We start from the raw sequence: 16,696 nt of genomic DNA, 5'->3' as shown, positions 1-16,696 counted from the left end.
CATCCACGGAGACCGACGACATCGCACCGAAAACCAGGGGGACCCATGAACGGCTGGCTGCTCGCGGCACTGATCCTCGTCGCCGTCATCGCCGTGATCATCAAGCGGCTGCGAGGCGAACCGCTCAACGTCCGCGATCTGTTCGCGCCACCGGTCGTCCTCATCGCCATCGGCGTCTTCGCCGTGGCCAAGGCCGAGGACCTCGCCGGCAGTGACATCGCCTGGGCCACCGCCGGCGCCCTCCTGGGCTGCGCGCTCGGCGCCCTGCGCGGCACCACCATCCAGCTGTTCGACCGGGACGGCGTCCTCTGGCAGCGCTACACGGGCCGCACGTTCGCCGTGGCCGTCATATCCCTGCTCGGCATGGCCGGCTTCGGGCTGCTGGCGGTGAAAATGGGGATGCACGAAGACGCCCGCCCCGTCCAACTCGGCATTGGCGTCAGCTTCCTGGGTGAGGCGCTGGTGGTCGGCCGCCGCGGGCTGGCGAGCGGCACGCCGTTCGCCCCGGAACGCCGACGGATCTGAGACGCGGCACACGGCCCCTTCGCGCCCGCACACTTCATCCACACCCTGTGGACAACGGAGCTCGCACCGATCAGGGCGGTGCCGGCCCCGTCGTGGGCCACACAGCCGGGGGCATACCCGGCCCCGGCACACGAACGAGGCGGCGTACTCCGACTCTGTGCCGGAGTACGCCGCCCTGGGGCGCCGGGAGCTGCGGGGGGGGGCGGCCCTCGCAGCTCATGGCGGCTACTTCGGGTCGCGGTTGTACTTCGACGTCGACCTGCCGGAGCGTGTGGGCCGGATGGACCTGGTCGTCCCTGCCGGCGGGCGTCGGCCGGGGTGAGCGAGCCGGCTTGGCCCGTGCGGGTCCACGCCGCTCGACCCTGTCTACCGAGCCGACTCGGCCGCGTCGGCCGACCCGGCCTGCCCACCGCCGAACACCTCCTTGACGAGCCCTTGCGTCGCCTTCTGGAACGCCGCTGCCATGGACAGTGCAGCGTCGTCGACATAGTTCAGCGCGGCGGTCAGGGTCTTGCTGCCGTCGGGCGTGCTGTACATCAGCGCCGCGTGGCCCGCCATGCCGCCGTTGTGGGTGATGACGGTGCCGCCGTTTTCGCCCGCGTCCTGCACGAACACCCCCAGTCCGTAGCCGACCTTGGGATGCGGCTTGCACATCTCGGCCAGCAGCGGGGCCGGCAGGAGCTTGCCGCCCATCAGCGCGGAGATGAACGTGTGGAGGTCCTGGGTGGTCGAGATCATGTCTCCGCCGGTGGAGATCCAGGAGGGGTTCTGGCGGGTGACGTCGACCGTCTTCTGCTGGCCGGCGTCCTCGTACCGGTAGTAGGCGTGGGTGTGCGGCTCGGGGATCTCCGGGCCGGTGCCCGGCACCACGGTGCCGGACAGCCCGAGCGGCCCCAGGATCAGCCGCTGCATCTCCTCGGCGAGCGAGTGGCCGGTGACCTTCTCGATCAGCAGCCTGGCCAGCACGTAGTTGGTGTTGGAGTAGCTCCAGTCCGTCCCCGGCTCGAACCGCGCCGGCTTGGACAACGCCAGCCGTACCAGCTCTTCCGGCCGGTAGGTCTTGAACCGGTTGTCCACCCACTCCTGGCCCGCGGTCGTGGCGGGGATCCCCGGCGCGAACGTCCCGTCGTCGTAGTACTCGCCGGTGAAGTTGAACACCCCGCTGGTGTGCTGCAGCAGCATCCGCACCGTGATCTTCGGGTCCAGCCCGAACTCGGGCAGGTGGTCGGCCACCGGGGCGTCCAGCTCGATCGCGCCCTCGGCCACCAGTTGCAGCACCACGGTCGCGGTGAAGGTCTTGGTGTTGCTGCCTATCCGGACGTGCCCGTTCGTCGGGGGCTTCGCGGTCTCGCCCAGCTTGCGCACCCCGGCGCTGCCGACCCACTCGCCCCGCTCGTCGTGCACGCGCATCGTCACCCCGGTGAAGCCGGACTCGACCATCTCCTCGATGGCCTTCTGCAGCTCCGGGCGACCCTGGTCGGTAAGGGCGATGGACATGGTGGTGTGCTCCTTCAGAACTGTTACGGATAGAACTGTTACGGAATTCAGCCGAGCGGACGGGATCGCCGCGCCTGAGGGGTGCCCCTCTTACAGGCTGCGGGCGGTGATGTCTCCGTAGGCGGTGGTCGCGTGGATGGTCAGGGCGGCGTCGGCGCCGTCGGTGTTCTTGAGCGCGTTGTGGATCCGGCCGTAGGAGGTGCCGGCGTCCAGGGAGGCGGAGACTCCGCGGGCGGCGCCGACCGAGATCTCGCCGTGCTCGGTGCGCAGCGTGACCGTGCCGCGGACGGCTTCGGTGATGCGGATGTCGCCCTTTTGGGTGCTGATCTCGGCGGGGCCGCCCAGACGGCCGGCCGAGATGTCGCCGGCGAGGAGGGTGAGGCGGGCGCTTTCGGCCTCGTCGAGCTTGACCGAGCCCTGCGCGCCCTCGAAGGCGACGTCGCCGAGCCGTCCGACGCCGCGGAGCTCGGCGCTGGCCGCCTTCGCTTCGACGCGGGAGCCGGCGGGCAGCTGGACGGTCACCTCGACGGATCCGGAAGCGCCGAGGATCTGGTTCTTCGCCTCCGGGACCTTGATCCGCAGGACGCCGTCGCCGTATACGACCTCGGTCTGCTCCGCCGCCTTCACGTCGCGGCTCTTGGAGGCGTTCGCGGGGAGGACCTCGACCGCGGTGTCGGCCCGGTCGGCGGCGATGAACTGGATGCGGCCGGCGGGGATGTCGAGGACGGCGGTCACCGGGGCGGGGGTGTCGAACTTCTGCATCGTACTTTCCTTCGGCTCGTTGTTTCTGATGACGGAAAAGCTACGTTGCATTTCGAGATGTGGCAATCGATTCGTTGCACACTTTCACCATCATCGCAGGTGAGAGACGGTATTTCGTTGCAATGGTTTTGACTCTAATGCAATAATCCTCGCCCCGGCCGTTGCAATGAATCGAAGATGAACGCTATGCTGGAGACACCACGGACCACGAAGGAGACCGCGATGCCGGGAGGCAGACTCACCCAGCAGGAACGCCAGCAGATCGCGCTGGGGCTGGCCGACGGCCTCCCCTACGCGGAGATCGCCAGACGCCTCGACCGTCCGACCTCGACCATCACACGCGAGGTCATGCGCAACGGCGGCCCCACCGCCTACCGCGCCGACCTCGCCCACCGCGCCACCGAACGCCGCGCCCACCGCCGCAGAAAGGCCGCGCCCCGGGATCCCAACACGCCCCCGCAGGCCCACGGACGCGATGCCGAAGCCGTACGCGAGTACGAGGAGACGTTCACCACCGTCTTCATGCAATCGGGCCTGCCCAGGATGACGGCCCGGGTGCTGGCCAACCTCTACACCACCGACGCCGGCAGCCTCACCGCCTCCGAACTCGCCGGGCGCCTCCAGGTCAGCCCGGCATCCGTCTCCAAAGCGGTCACGTTCCTCGAAAGCCAGGGCCTCATCCGCCGGGAACGCGACGAACGCCGCCGCGAGCGCTACGTCGTCGACGACGACGTCATGTACCAATCCACGATGGCCAGCGCCCGCTCCACCGCCCACCTCGGCGAGATCGCCCGGCAGGGCGTGGGCATCCTCGGCCCCGACACCCCGGCCGCCGCCCGCCTGGAGAACATCGCCCGCTTCGTCGACTTCGTCTCCGAGAGCATCGCCCGCGCCGCGGACCAGGCCCGCGAGATCCTCCACACGAAACCCGAAACGACCTCGGACAGCACTACCTGAGCCACCTTCAGGTCGCGGGCAGGCAGCCTCGGCGACCGCCGCCGGGACGTCGGCCGACTTCGGGACACACCCCAACCGCCGGTACGGCTTCAGCCACACCAACAGCGCCAGCAAACCGCCGCAGCCGTAGCCCGCTCAGTCCTCGCCGTCGCCGTCGTCGTCATCGTCGTCATCGACGTCATCGACGTCATCGCCGTCCCGCTCGGCCGCGTCCGCGTTGCGCAGCGGGCGCAGGCCGCCGCCGGCCGGAGTGGAGGCGCGGAAGGTGTAGCGGCCCAGCGCGTTGAGGTTCGCGTGCTTGAGCGGGGAGAGCCGGGCGACGTCCTCGTTCAGCACGTCGTGCTCACGCTCGTCGGCGGGCAGCGCCCGTACCCGCCCGTGTCCACCCCGGGCATCTCCGCGCGCCAGAACCGTTGGTCGGCAAGGTCCTTGAAGCGGGGCGAGAAGTTGTAGCCGAGCATGGCGAGCAGTCCCTCGCCCCAGTGCTCCACGAGCGCCACCGCCGCTGGGCCTCGAACAGCTTCGCGTTCGCCGCGGCGATGGTGTCGGCGCGCAGGTAGTGCTGGTCGACGTGCACCGGCCGGGCCGGGGACAGTGCCTCGTCATCGGCGTTGATGACCGGCGTGTACCCGATGTTGCACGCCTCGCTCACCAGCAGCGCGACCAGCGGGGTCTTGCTGTCCTCCCTGCGCGTCCTGCCGTCGCCCAGGTGCACGAAGGCGTCCAGGAACCCCGTCCAGGAGTCGACCTCGAACAACAGGTCCGGCAGGTCGATCTTCGGGAGCATCTTCGCGCTGGTCGTGCGCAGCCACTTCCCACCACGGTTCCATTGATCCCGGGGCCGATACCGGCCGGAAAAGCCGCTTGGCCCCGGAAACTCGTGGGAGCTTCGGGGCCAAGCGGTCGAACGGGTGGGGCGGCGGATGTCGCGGTGTCAGGAAATGGCGCTGCGCAGCTCGCCGAGGTCGAGCTGTTCGGTCTCGTCGTGTGCGGTCAGATCGATGACCGCACCGACGCCGGTGGTCGTCTCACCGTCGGCCACAAGGGCATCGGGCCGCTCGTCGGCGGCGGTCCGGTCACCGGCCGTCGCCTCCCCGGCCTCCCCGGCCTCCCCGGCCGCCGCGCCGTCGGCCTGCTCGGCCGCGGCGTCCCCCGTGTGCCGGCCCGTACGCGTCTGCGCACGCACCGACTGCTCCGCCAGGGCCTCGTCGCCGACGACGTCCGCCAGATCGTCCTCCAGCGGCGCGGTCAGCTGCCGGGGCTCGGCGGCGGCCGCGGTGCCGAAGAAGTCGAAGCCGCCCAGCGCGCGGGATGCGGCGGGGCGGGACGGTGCGATGGCGGCGGCGGCCGCCGGGACCGGACGGAGCGCGGGTCCGGTGGCGGTGGCCGTACGGGCGTGAGGTGCGTCGCCCGTGCGCTGCGCGGCAGCCGCCTTTGCATTCCCCCGGCCGTTGTCACCCTCCTGACCGCCCTGGGCCGCACGGCCGGCCCGCTGTCCGGGCGGGCCCGCCGTTTCGGCCGGTACGCCGTCCCGCGGGGCGCTCTGGGCGGCGTGCTGCCGGGCGGCGTTGCGCGCCAACTGGCGGAGCGCCTGGGCGGCCTGGGCGTACGTGGCGGTGGTGGGGGCCGTGGCGGGGCGGTCAGGCTGCGTGGCGGGCTCGCGCCGGGCCGGCCGGCTGTCGGCGACGGCCGGCAGCGCCTTGGCCGGGGCCGCGGCCTCGATGGCGAGCAGCCGGCGGCCCTCCAGGGCGCTGGCCCGCTCGGTCTCGGCGGTGGCGTAACGGCGCAGCAGCTCGGCGTGTTCGCTGCGCAGCCGGGCCAATTCGGCGCGCTTGGCACGGAGTTTGGCGTCCAGGGCGGAGCGGATCTCGCGGGACTCCTCGATATCCGTTTCGAGCTCGGCGATCCGCTCCTCGGTGCGCCATTCGTCGCGCACCCGGGCGCGGGTGAGTTCGGCGACCCGTCGGCCGGCCTTGCGGTCCCAGGTCCGCAGAAGGACGGCGCCGGTGAGTGCGGCGGCCGCCGCACCCGCGGCGAGCACCCGTTGCACCAGATCGTCGCCGACAAACCACGCGCCCGCGGCGCAGGCGATTGACGCACCGGCGACCGTCGAGGGAGGAAGCAGCCGGTGGAGGGGTGGTGAATGGCGGTGGCGTCCTCGTGGCATGGCCAGAAACTTACCGTGCGTGCGGGGCTTATGGGGCCCCGCACGCCAATCCGTTTCCCGCTGGTTACTTCTTGACCAGCCCCTTGGACTCCAAATATGCCCGCGCGACATCGACGGGCTTCAGTCGCTCGGCATCGACCTTGCGGTTCAGGTCGATCAGGTCTTCGGTCGTCAGCGCACTCGTGAGCTTCCCGAGGGCGGCCTCGATCTCCTTGTCGCCGGCGCTCTTGGCATTCACCACCGGCAGCACATTGTCGGCGTTCTGGAGCTTCTTGTCGTCCTTCAGAAGCACCAGCCCGAAGTTGTCGAGTGTGGCGTCCGTGGTCGTGGTGAGCACCAGTTGGTCGGCGCCGTCCTTGACCGCCTGCTTGGCCTGCGGGGTCCCGACGCCCTTGGGGTCCAGGCCCGTGATGTCGATGCCGTACGTCCGCTCCAGGCCCGGCTTGCAGAACACCCGGGTCTCGCACTCCTCACCCGAGGCGAGTTTGATCTTCTGCTTCGATTTGCCGAGGTCGGAGAGGGTCTTCAGCTTGTGCTTGGCGGCGAATTCCTTGGTGACCGCGAACGCGTTCTGGTCCGTCGCGCCGCCCGCCGGCAGCACCTTGAGTCCGCGCGGCCCGGCGAGCTTCTTGAGCGCCGTCACCGTCTTGGCGATGTCACTGGAGGCGACGGGCTTCGCCTTGCTGCCGTTCTCCTTCGCATTGAGGAATTCGGCGAGCGTGGAGGCATATTCCGGAACGACATCGATCTGGCCCTTCTCCAGGGCCGGTTCATACAGCTCACGATTGGCGAGCGTCTGCACCCGTGTGTGGTAACCGGCCTCGCCGAGGAGCTGGGAATAGATCTCGGCGAGCACCTTCGACTCGGTGAAACCGGCCGAGCCGATGACGATCTCCTTCCCGCCGACCTTGCCGTTGCCGCCGCCCTTCTGCTCCAGGCTCTGGCCACCGCACGCGGCCAGCCCGCCCGCCAGCGCGATGACCGTGCCCGCGACAAGCGCGGTACGGGCCGCGCGCGATCTGCTGCTCATAGATGCCACCATTCAGTCCGTTCGGATCAGGTCTGGTCCGGTCGAATCGGTCGACGCGGTCGACGCGGTCGATGCTTACGGTCCGGCTGCCGGGCCCGGTAAGGAGCCGGTCGCCCCCGACCGCTCGCCGCCGGTCGTACGCGATCCCGCACGCGAGGCACGCCGCCGCCCTCGCATCGGGTCGAGGAGCCGCTCCGCCAGCACCAGGACGCCCTCCACCCCCAGGGCGAGGACGGCCACCAGCAGGGCGCCCGCGACCACCTGCGCGGTGTCGTAGTTGCCGAAGCCCGCGGTGATGATCCGGCCCAGGCCCCCGCCACCGGCCAGCGCGGCCAGCGTCGCGGTCGCCACCACCTGCACCGTGGCCGACCGCAGGCCCGTCATGATCAGCGGATAGGCGAGCGGTATCTCGACCCGCAGCAGGAGCTGCGGCCCGGACATGCCCATCCCGCGGGCCGCCTCGACCACATCGCGGTCCGCCTCCCGCATGCCCAGATAGGCATTGGTCAGCAGCGGCGGCACCGCGAACAGCACCAGCGCGATGATCGTCGGCCAGTCCCCCTGCGTCCCCAGCGGACTGAGCGTCAGCAGCACCAGGACCGCGAAGGTCGGCACCGCGCGCCCCACATTGGAGAGGTTGACCGCCAGCGCCCCGCCCTTGCCGATGTGCCCCAGAAACAGCGCCACCGGCAGCGCTATCAGACAGGAGAGAGCCAGGCACAGCGCGCTGAGCCAGAGATGCTCGGCCAGACGGTGCCACACCCCCTTCTCCCCGGCCCAGTTGGCGGCCGTCGTCAGCCACTGCCATGCGCCCGCGATCGCCCCCATCGCTCAGCCCGCCACCTTCGCCACACGGCCACCGCGCCCAGCACCGGTCTTCGCCCGCGCCTGCGCCCGCGTCCAGGGCGTCAGCAGCCGCTGAAGGCCCATCAGCAGCAGATCGGCGAGGAGCGCCAGCAGCACACACAGCACCGACGCCGTCAGCACCTCCGCCTTGAAGAAGCCCTCCATGCCGCTGGCTATGAGATTTCCCAGGCCGCCGTAGCCGACGACGGAGCCGATGGTCGTCATCGCCACCGTCGAGACCGTGGCGATCCGCAGTCCGGCCACCAACGCGGGCACCGCCAGCGGGAGTTCCACCTCGAACAGCAGCCGCGCGGAGCCGTATCCCATCCCCCGGGCGGCCTCCCGCACCTCGGCGGGCACCGCCTGCAGACCGGCGAGGATGTTGCGCACCAGGATCGTCAGCGAATACAGCACCAGGCCCGTGACGACCACCGCCGCCGAGACTCCGAAGACCGGTGTCAGCAGCGCGAACATTGCCAGCGAGGGGACCGTGTAGAGAACCGTCGTCAGCCCGAGGACCGGTCCGGCCGCACCCCGCCAGCGGCGGGCCGCCAGCGCCAGCGGGAAGGCGATCAGCACCCCCAGCGCCACGGACACCGCCGTGATGCCGATGTGCTGGACCGTCGCGTCGACCAACTCCTGGCTGCGGGTGCGGAGATATTCACCGCAGATCCAGTCGTTCGTCTGCAGACAGCTCGGCCCCGCGGCACCGCCGCTCATGGCACGTCACCTCCCCCGCCCCTGTCGCTCACCGTCCGGTGACTGTCTGCGACCCTAAACCCCACCACTGACAATCGGCCCGGCCCCGCAGCTCACGGGCGACATCGCCATCCACACGCAACACCGCGTTCACGACAGCCCGTCCACAATGGGCCCGTCCACCATGGGGGGAATCATGATCCGTTTCGAGCACGTCACCAAGAGCTACCCGGACGGCACCACGGCCGTGGACGACCTCACCTTCGAGGTCGCCGAGGGCGAACTCGTCACGCTCGTCGGGCCTTCGGGCTGCGGCAAGACCACGACGATGAAGATGGTCAACCGGCTCATCGAGCCCACCAGCGGCCGTATCAGCCTCGGCGGCGAGGACATCTCCGCGATCGACCCCGTCCAACTGCGGCGCCGCATCGGCTATGTCATCCAGCAGGTCGGACTGTTCCCCCACAAGACCGTCCTGGACAACACCGCCACCGTCCCGCACCTCCTCGGCCGGCCCCGCAAAGAGGCCAGGGACCGCGCAGCCGAACTCCTCGACCTGGTCGGTCTGGACCCCTCGACGTACGGCGACCGCTACCCCGACCAGCTCTCCGGCGGCCAGCGCCAGCGCGTCGGTGTGGCCCGCGCGCTCGCCGCCGACCCGCCCGTCCTGCTGATGGACGAGCCCTTCGGCGCGGTCGACCCCGTCGTGCGCGAGCACCTCCAGAACGAGTTCCTGCGACTGCAGTCCACGCTCCGCAAGACGGTCCTCTTCGTCACCCACGACATCGAGGAGGCGGTCCGGCTCGGCGACCGGATCGCCGTCTACGGTGCCGGCCGGATCGAGCAGTTCGACACCCCCGCGACGGTCCTGGGCGCCCCGGCGACCCCGTACACCGCGCAATTCGTCGGCGCGGACCGGGGCCTGAAGCGGCTCTCCGTCACGCCCGTCGAGCCCGGCGACCTGGAACGGCCCCCGGTCGTCCGTCTCGACGACCCCGCAGCCCGCGCCGCCGGCCGGCTCAGCGCCGACGGCGCCCCCTGGGCGGTCGTCCTGGACGCCGACGGGTCGCTGTACGGCTGGGTCCCGTCCACGGCGCTCACGGGCGCAGCCGACGGCTCAGCGGCCGGGCCGGGCACCAAGAAGCTCGCCCCGCAGGGCACCGTCCGTGATCACGCCCGGCGGATGGACGCCTGGCTGCCGCTCGGCGCCCCGCTCAAGCAGGCGCTCAGCACGATGCTGCAACACGACGCCGGCTGGGTCGCGGTCCAGGACGGCGGCCGCTTCCTGGGCGTCCTCACGCCCGCCCGGCTGCACACCGCGCTGCGTCGCTCCACCACGGCGGACGCCGCGAACCTCCCGCGCGGCGAGATAGCGCTCGACACCGTCCCGGCATCCGGCCACACGGTCCCGGGCCCGATCGACACGGTCCCGGGCCCCGGCGCCTGACCGGGCGACGGCGGCGCTACGTCCCCGCCTACCTGGGCCCGGCCGGGCCCGGCGTCACAGCGCCGCGTCCACCCCGCCGTTCCCGTTGCCGTCGTCCTCCGGCAGCTTGCACACCCGCTCCAGGAAGATCGCCGCGGCCACCACCGCCGCACCGGCGACCACCGACAGACCGGCGTGGATCGCCTGGTCCCGGCGCGGTACGACATCGAGCCCCGCGGTCAGCAGAAAGACGCCGACGCCGCCGTAGAGCCCGGCGACCAGCGACGCCACCAGCGCGCTGGCCTGCCCGAAGACCACCGCACGGGCGGCCACCAGCGGATCGACGCCCTTCGCGCCGGGCCGGCGCTCGCGCTGTGCGCGCAGCCGCGACCGGAGCGAGAACGCGGTGGCGGCGAGCACCGCGGCGATCAGCGCCAGCACGATCGGCGCGGCCACCGGCACGCTGGGGAGGGTGCCGAACGTGTCCCACAGCCGGGCGCCGCCCCAGGCCAGCACCCCGGCCGCCAGAAACAGCCCGACCAGCACCTTGATGTGTAGCTGCTTCACCGAGCGATCGCCCCTCGCGCCGTCATGACCATCCCTGCCGTCACGACCATCCTTGCCGCTATGGCCGCGCTGTCCGTTCCGTACGGATGCATCCCGCGGGGAACCGACCCGCAACCCTAACGGCTACTCCGGCAGCCGCAGTTCCAGGTCCGCTCGCGCGCTCACGCCTTCACGGCCGACCACCGACAGCAGTTCGGCCACCGCGCCGCGCCCGGGGACCTCCGCCTCCGGGTCGATGTCATGCCACGGAACGAGGACGAACGCCCGCTCATGGGCGCGCGGGTGCGGCAGCGTCAGCCGCGGGTCGTCGGAGATCACGTCCTGATAGGCCAGGATGTCGACGTCGATCGTGCGCGGGCCCCAGCGCTCGTCGCGGACCCGTTCGAAGGCTTCCTCGATCGCATGCCCGCGCTCCAGGAGGGAGTCCGGCGGCAGCGTCGTCTTGATCAGCACCACGGCGTTGAAGTACGACGGCTGAGAGCCGGGGACGACGCCCCAGGGCTCGGTCTCGTACACCGGGGAGACCGCCTTGACCCGCAGACCAGGGGTGTCCTCCAGCGCGTCGACGGCGCCCTGCAGCGTCTCCAGGCGGTTGCCGAGGTTGCTGCCGAGGGAGATCACGGCGCGTTTGGGATTGGAGAGCGTCACATCCGCGGCGTCCACCTGCTCCACGACGGAGGCGGGCACCGGCTGTACGGTCGGGTCACTGCTGGTGTTCATGTACTCGACTCCGAGTGATGGTGATGGTCACGTCGTCGAAGGGGACGGTGATCGGCGCGTCGGGCTTGTGCACCACCACCTCCACTTCCTGCACACCCTCGTGCTTGAGGCACTGGTCGGCGATGCGCTCGGCCAGGGTCTCGATGAGGTCGACGGGCTCGCCCTCCACGACGGCCACCACCTCCTCGGCCACGACGCCGTAGTGCACGGTCTTCGCGAGATCGTCGGAGGCGGCCGCCTGGCGGGTGTCCAGACCGAGCACCAGGTCGACGATGAAGGTCTGGCCTTCCTCGCGCTCCCGGGGGAACACCCCGTGGTGGCCTCGGGCCTTCAGCCCACGCAGCGCGACACGATCCACGCGAATCACTCCCACTGGTCCCACGGCACCTCTGGCGCCACTGTTCGTCGGTTTCGGGCAGGCACCAGACGGATCCGGCAACACTGCCCCGCCATCGAATCTACCTTCGAGCACCGACAGTCCTCGCCCACGGGGGCTATGGACAAGACCCCGTCCTGCTGCTAGGCGCCGCCCCGCAGGGCAGCCCTGAGCAGGCCGGGAGACCGTCCGCGCGGCCTCTTACCCCCCTCCCCACGCCCCACCCCTACCCGTGCCGCACTTGGCTCGAACGGGTGCGCCTCGACCGGACGGCTGACGCCCGCCGCTGACGCGTGCGCAGGCCATCGACCCGCGCGCAAGGGCGGGCGGCCATGGGAAGGCTCACACCCCGCCCACACCGGGCCCGGCGCCCCCGTCCCCCTGGGGGAACGGCCTCAGAGGACGTCCTCGTCGCCCTCGCCCTCGCCGGCTCCCCCGTCCTCGTCCTCCTCCTCGTCGCGGTCCGCCAGCACCGGCGACCCGTGGTGCGACCACACCCGCCAGCCGTCCTCCGTACGCCGGAAGACATTGGTCGCCACGACCAGCTGGCCGATCAGCGGCCCCACCGAACCGTCGTCCTCGGCGGGCCCGCCGCTGAGGATGTTCTCGGTGCAGGTCACCAGCGCGGTGTCACCGATGACATCGATCTCCACGTCCGTGAGGAAGAACTGGATGTACTCGGTGTTCGCCATGATCAGGGCGTACGAGCGGAGCACCTCTCCGCGCCCACGCAACACGGGCCACCCGGGGTGGACCACACTCACCTGACCGTCCAGCCACAGCTCGGACAGCGCCTCGTGATCGCCGCGCTCGATGGTCTCGTACAGGGTCGTGTTCGCCTGCTCGACCAGCTCGATGTCCGTCCGTGGGCCCAAGCCGCTCACACCGTTCCCGTCGTGTTCGCCGTCGTCTCGCTCGCATCACTGCCATCGGCCGTACCGGCCGCACAGGCGCCGGCGGCCGCTGCCGTCGCGCCCTCCACGGCACGGGCCACCCGTACCGCGTCCGCGCTCGCCCTGACCTCGTGCACCCGCACCGCCCAGGCCCCCTCTCGCGCCACGATCGCCGACACCGCCGCCGTCGCGGCGTCCCGCTCCCGGGCCGGCGGCGGGGCGGCTCCCTCGCCGCCTGCCAGCACCCTGCCCAGGAACCGTTTCCTCGATGCGGCCACGAGCAGCGGCCGGCCCAGCGCCCGCAGCCGCGCCAGATGGGCGACCAGCGTGAGGTCGTGCCCGGCGTCCTTGGCGAAGCCCAGACCGGGGTCCAGGACGATCCGGTCCGGATCGATACCGCCGGACACCGCGCGCTCCATGCTCCGCCCGAGCTCGTCGACGACCTCGCCGACCACGTCCGCGTAGACGGCGCGGTTGTTCATGTCGATGGACTGGCCGCGCCAGTGCATGACGACGAACGGGACGTGGTGCGCGGCCACCACCGGCACCATCGCCGGGTCGGCGGCGCCCCCGCTGACGTCGTTGACCAGGCGCGCCCCGGCCTCCACGGCCTGCTCGGCGACCGAGGCGCGCATGGTGTCGACGGAGACCACGACACCGGCCGCGGCCAGCTCCCGTACGACCGGGACGACCCGGCGCAGCTCCTCGGCCTCGTCCACCCGCGCCGCGCCCGGCCGGGTCGACTCGCCGCCCACGTCGACCATGTCGGCGCCCTGCGCCACCAGGTCGAGACCGTGTTTGACGGCGAGTTCGGTGTCGAACCAGTCGCCACCGTCGGAGAACGAATCGGGCGTCACATTCACGACGCCCAGCACCGCGCAGCGGTCCCAGTCCGGCAGTCCGGCCACCCGGCCACGCAACGTACTCATGGCACCAGCGTAGGCCGTGTGCCGACCGGCCGGATTGCGGCCACCGTGTGGGGGGACCCACCGGGCGCCGGACCACCGGGACGCCCCGCGCCGCCCCTGACCGGACGGCCGTCCGGGTGTCCGTCAGGCCGCCCGCTCGACCGCGTTCGCGGCCCGGACCGGCTCCACCATGTGCGCGCACGGCCGCGGCTCTGCGGCCTTCCTGCGGCGCAGTACGCGCGGCAGCTCCAGATAGCCCTCCGCCTGCATGGTGGCCAGGCCGATGCGCGGGATGTCCCGGGTGGTGCGGAAGACCACGAAGCGCGGCTCCCAGCGCGGCCGGAACTTGTCGTTGAACTTGTAGAGCGACTCGATCTGGTACCAGCGCGACAGGAAGAGCAGCGTCCCGCGCGTGATGCGCATCACCGGCCCCGCGCCCAGCTTCTCGCCGCGCTCCAGGTAGGAGCGGAAGACCGCGAAGTTCAGCGACAGCTGCTTGATCTTCAGGTCCGGCGCGGTTTGCAGGGCGGCGACGATCAGCAGCTCGTTCATGCCGGGGTCGGCGCTGCGGTCGCGCCGCATCCGCTCCAGCGAAATGCCGTCCGAGCCCCAGGGCACGAAGTACTGCAACGCCTTCAGGTCGCCGAACAGGCCGGGCTCCTCGCCCTCCGCCGGGGCCAGATGCGCGGTCGCGATCACCGCGTCGCCGTCCTTGACCGCGTCGATGCGGCCCAGCGCCATGGAGAAGCCACGCTCGTCGTCGGTGTCACGCCAGGCGTCGGCGGCCTTCTGTACGTGCTCCAGCTCCTCCGGCTCCAGGTCGCGCACCCGGCGCACCTGGGTGGTGTATCCGTTGCGCTCGATGCGCTTGACCATCTGGCGCACGTTGCGCATCGCGCGACCGGACAGCGTGAAGTCAGCGACGTCGACGATCGCCTCGTCGCCCAGCTCCAGCGCGTCCATGCCGGTCTCGCGGGTCCAGACCTGGCCGCCGGTCTCGCTGCAGCCGTGCACCGCCGGCGTCCAGGAGTGCGCCCGTGCCTCCTCCATGAAGCGCTCGATGGCGCCCGGCCAGGCCTCGACATCGCCTATCGGGTCACCGCTGGCGAGCATCACACCGGAGATCACCCGGTAGCAGACCGCGGCCTTGCCGGTCGGCGAGAACACCGCGCCCTTGTCGCGGCGGAGCGCGAAGTAGCCGAGCGAGTCCCGGGCGCCGTGCTTGTCGAGCAGCTCGCGCAGCCGCTGCTCGTCGTCGTCGGTCAGCCGGGCCGCCGGGCGTTCGGGCCGGAAGGCGAGATACGCGGTGGTGGCGACGGTCAGCAGGCCCAGCGCGCCGAGGGAGTAGCCGACGGTGTAGTCGACCTGGTTGGTGTAGCCGATGGGGCCCTCGAAGCCGAACAGGCCCCACAGGACGTGCTGGGCGCGGTCCCAGAAGGACGGCGAGCCGACGATCTGGTGGTGGTGGGAGCTGACGATCACCATGCCGATGGCGAAGCTCGCGCCGCCGAGGACGACGAGGTTGGCGACGGCCTTCCAGCGGCTGCGTGGATCGGGCAGGGCCGCGAATTCCTTCCGGTGCCACATCAGGAACGCCAGCAGCGCAAGCGAGAGCACCGCTCCGAAAACGGAGTGGCGGTACACGAGCTGAGCGGCGATCCCTACGGGGAGCAGCGCCACGGCCGCTCCCCAGGCCCGCCGCTTGCGTCGTTTGAGCCCATGGGCCAAAAGGAGCAGCAGGATGCCGACGACGATGGAGGCGGCGGCCGCCAACGGGCTCACCGCGCCCGGCAACACCTCCGCCAGGGCATGCATCCGGCTGTGCCGGAATCGCGGGAACACTCCGGCCACCAGGTTCAGCAGGCCGACGACCACGCCGGCCGTTCCGACGAACCCCGGCACCGATTCCGGCCGCGGGCCGCGGAGCCAGCGTGGCGTTCGCCACGCAACCGTCTCCGACTTTTCGCCATCTAGCCTGTCAGACATCACTTTCCCGTCGCCCCGGTCGAGAGAACGTGCGAGCCTTGTCGCAGCATCTGGACTTTTTGCGCCCTGTATGACGGCGTTTCAGGGCTCGGGGTTCCATTAGCGGTACGGATGGCCCGGCCGCCCGGAAGAAAGCACCACATGGGTCTCACCAGCAAGAAAGTGCTGCTTCTTGCCGTCCTCGTCGCGGTGGCACTGTTCATCCTCACTGTTTGGCTCTGGCCGCGCCTGTCCAAGGGGAACTGGCGCGCCGTCCTCGGGCGCATCGGACTTCTGCTGGCAACCCAGCTCTCCCTCTTCGCCTCGATCGGCCTGTTCGCCAACAACTCCTTCGGTTTCTACGCCTCCTGGGCCGACCTCTTCGGCCAGGAGCAGGATCCGGGCGTGGTCACCAACTATCAGACCGGCCCGAACGGAACGAAGTTGCAGATGCTGGGCACCGAGCGCATCAGCGTCGAGAACGGGTCCCGGCCCAAGGCCGCGGGCCGGATCGACAAGGTGCTGATCCGCGGCGAGCATTCCAAGATCGCCAGCCCCGCGTTCGTCTATCTGCCGCCGCAGTACTTCCAGAAGAAATACGCGAACACGAAATTCCCCGCGGCCCTGGTCCTCACCGGCTACCCCGGCACCGCCGAGGCCCTCTACAAAAAGCTGCATTTCCCGCAGACCCAGCACGATCTGCTCAAGCAGCGCAAGATGCGGCCGACGGTCCTGGTGATGATGCGCCCGACCGTCGCACCGCCCCGCGACACCGAGTGCGTGGACATACCGAACGGCCCGCAGACCGAGACCTTCTTCACCAAGGACCTGCGCACGGATATCGCCGAGCACTACCGAATAGGGCGCGAGGCCAAGAGTTGGGGGGTCATGGGCGACTCCACCGGCGGCTACTGCGCGCTGAAGATGACCATGCGCCACCCCGAGGCGTACTCCACCGCCGTGGCCCTCTCGGGCGTCTACAAGGCCCCTCTCGACGCCACCACCGGTGACCTCTTCGGCGGCAGTCCGCAGCTGGAGCGCGAGAACAATCTGCTGTGGCGTCAGCGCAACAAGCCCGCGCCTCCGGTGAACCTGCTGGTCACCACCAGCAAGCAGGGCGAGGCGAACTACCGCCAGACGCTGCGGTTCATCCAGCAGACGAAGTCGCCGACCCGCATCTCGTCGATCATCCTCGACAGCGGCGGCCACAACTTCAACACCTGGCGCCGCGAGATCCCCGCCGCCCTGGAGTGGATCGGCAACCACCTCAAGGCCTGACCGGCCGGGCCACGCGCCCGTACGGCATCGACAACGGCCGGGTACCCGCACCATTCGGGGCCCGGCCGTCTGCTGTCCGG

16 protein-coding genes and 1 pseudogene are annotated in these 16,696 nt (G+C 70.7%); 4 read left to right on the top strand and 13 right to left on the bottom strand.

The window, feature by feature from the left end; translation table 11 throughout:
* The first annotated feature begins 45 nt into the window (after positions 1–45).
* Entirely contained in the window at positions 46–525 is a 480-nt protein-coding gene (locus KI385_RS25770) for a DUF1453 domain-containing protein (RefSeq protein ID WP_238574550.1), read from the top strand.
* Between the two features lie 366 nt (positions 526–891).
* Here KI385_RS25770 and KI385_RS25765 read toward each other — a convergent pair whose 3' ends face one another.
* Both KI385_RS25765 and KI385_RS25760 read right to left on the bottom strand, forming a co-directional pair.
* Positions 892–2,022, bottom strand: a complete 1,131-nt coding sequence (locus tag KI385_RS25765) for a serine hydrolase domain-containing protein (protein WP_238574549.1) — start codon at positions 2,020–2,022, stop codon at positions 892–894.
* Positions 2,023–2,112: 90 nt separating this feature from the next.
* The gene (locus KI385_RS25760; RefSeq protein WP_238574548.1) at positions 2,113–2,784 is read right to left on the bottom strand and encodes a DUF4097 family beta strand repeat-containing protein; all 672 of its coding nucleotides are present in this window, start codon (positions 2,782–2,784) and stop codon (positions 2,113–2,115) included.
* Between the two features lie 222 nt (positions 2,785–3,006).
* On the opposite strand from KI385_RS25760, the gene KI385_RS44640 reads away from it, so the two are divergent.
* On the top strand, positions 3,007–3,741 hold the full coding sequence (locus tag KI385_RS44640; protein ID WP_425356952.1) for a GbsR/MarR family transcriptional regulator: 735 nt from the start codon (positions 3,007–3,009) through the stop codon (positions 3,739–3,741).
* A gap of 135 nt (positions 3,742–3,876) precedes the next feature.
* On the opposite strand, the pseudogene KI385_RS25740 reads toward KI385_RS44640, so the two are convergent.
* The 5 genes and pseudogenes from KI385_RS25740 to KI385_RS25720 form a co-directional block, all read right to left on the bottom strand.
* Positions 3,877–4,552, bottom strand: a pseudogene (locus tag KI385_RS25740) (Tn3 family transposase); the annotation flags it as partial.
* Between the two features lie 123 nt (positions 4,553–4,675).
* Positions 4,676–5,908 (bottom strand): hypothetical protein, encoded by a 1,233-nt coding sequence (locus tag KI385_RS25735; RefSeq protein WP_238574545.1) that lies wholly within the window; start codon positions 5,906–5,908, stop codon positions 4,676–4,678.
* 64 nt (positions 5,909–5,972) lie between these two features.
* A complete protein-coding gene (locus tag KI385_RS25730; RefSeq protein ID WP_238574544.1) occupies positions 5,973–6,938 on the bottom strand; it encodes an ABC transporter substrate-binding protein in 966 nt (321 codons plus the stop codon).
* A 75-nt stretch (positions 6,939–7,013) separates the two neighbouring features.
* Positions 7,014–7,766: an ABC transporter permease gene (locus KI385_RS25725; protein WP_238574543.1), complete on the bottom strand. Its 753-nt coding sequence runs from the start codon at positions 7,764–7,766 to the stop codon at positions 7,014–7,016.
* Between the two features lie 3 nt (positions 7,767–7,769).
* Positions 7,770–8,504 (bottom strand): ABC transporter permease, encoded by a 735-nt coding sequence (locus KI385_RS25720; protein ID WP_238574542.1) that lies wholly within the window; start codon positions 8,502–8,504, stop codon positions 7,770–7,772.
* 175 nt (positions 8,505–8,679) lie between these two features.
* On the opposite strand from KI385_RS25720, the gene KI385_RS25715 reads away from it, so the two are divergent.
* Positions 8,680–9,930: an ABC transporter ATP-binding protein gene (locus KI385_RS25715; protein WP_238574541.1), complete on the top strand. Its 1,251-nt coding sequence runs from the start codon at positions 8,680–8,682 to the stop codon at positions 9,928–9,930.
* A gap of 54 nt (positions 9,931–9,984) precedes the next feature.
* Here KI385_RS25715 and KI385_RS25710 read toward each other — a convergent pair whose 3' ends face one another.
* The 6 genes from KI385_RS25710 to KI385_RS25685 form a co-directional block, all read right to left on the bottom strand.
* Positions 9,985–10,476, bottom strand: coding sequence for a DUF3180 domain-containing protein (locus KI385_RS25710; RefSeq protein WP_238574540.1), 492 nt, complete (start codon positions 10,474–10,476; stop codon positions 9,985–9,987).
* A gap of 123 nt (positions 10,477–10,599) precedes the next feature.
* Positions 10,600–11,196 carry a 2-amino-4-hydroxy-6-hydroxymethyldihydropteridine diphosphokinase gene (gene folK / locus KI385_RS25705; protein ID WP_238574539.1) on the bottom strand — a complete coding sequence of 199 codons (597 nt, stop codon included), beginning with the start codon at positions 11,194–11,196 and terminating at the stop codon, positions 10,600–10,602.
* The gene (folB, locus tag KI385_RS25700) at positions 11,180–11,554 is read right to left on the bottom strand and encodes a dihydroneopterin aldolase (RefSeq protein ID WP_030414985.1); all 375 of its coding nucleotides are present in this window, start codon (positions 11,552–11,554) and stop codon (positions 11,180–11,182) included. Before folB ends, folK begins: the two co-directional genes overlap by 17 nt.
* Before the next feature lie 413 nt (positions 11,555–11,967).
* Entirely contained in the window at positions 11,968–12,447 is a 480-nt protein-coding gene (locus tag KI385_RS25695) for a nuclear transport factor 2 family protein (RefSeq protein ID WP_238574538.1), read from the bottom strand.
* A 5-nt stretch (positions 12,448–12,452) separates the two neighbouring features.
* Positions 12,453–13,394: a dihydropteroate synthase gene (gene folP, locus KI385_RS25690; protein ID WP_238574537.1), complete on the bottom strand. Its 942-nt coding sequence runs from the start codon at positions 13,392–13,394 to the stop codon at positions 12,453–12,455.
* Between the two features lie 123 nt (positions 13,395–13,517).
* A complete protein-coding gene (locus KI385_RS25685; protein WP_238574536.1) occupies positions 13,518–15,359 on the bottom strand; it encodes a phosphatidylglycerol lysyltransferase domain-containing protein in 1,842 nt (613 codons plus the stop codon).
* 141 nt (positions 15,360–15,500) lie between these two features.
* Between KI385_RS25685 and KI385_RS25680 the strand changes: the two genes are divergently transcribed.
* On the top strand, positions 15,501–16,616 hold the full coding sequence (locus KI385_RS25680; protein ID WP_238574535.1) for an alpha/beta hydrolase: 1,116 nt from the start codon (positions 15,501–15,503) through the stop codon (positions 16,614–16,616).
* The last annotated feature ends 80 nt before the right edge of the window (positions 16,617–16,696 follow it).

The sequence above is a fragment of the Streptomyces inhibens genome, from assembly GCF_022221585.1.
In the GTDB taxonomy this organism is placed as follows: Bacteria; Actinomycetota; Actinomycetes; order Streptomycetales; family Streptomycetaceae; genus Streptomyces; species Streptomyces inhibens.
This window is presented reverse-complemented; position numbering and strand designations above follow the sequence as displayed.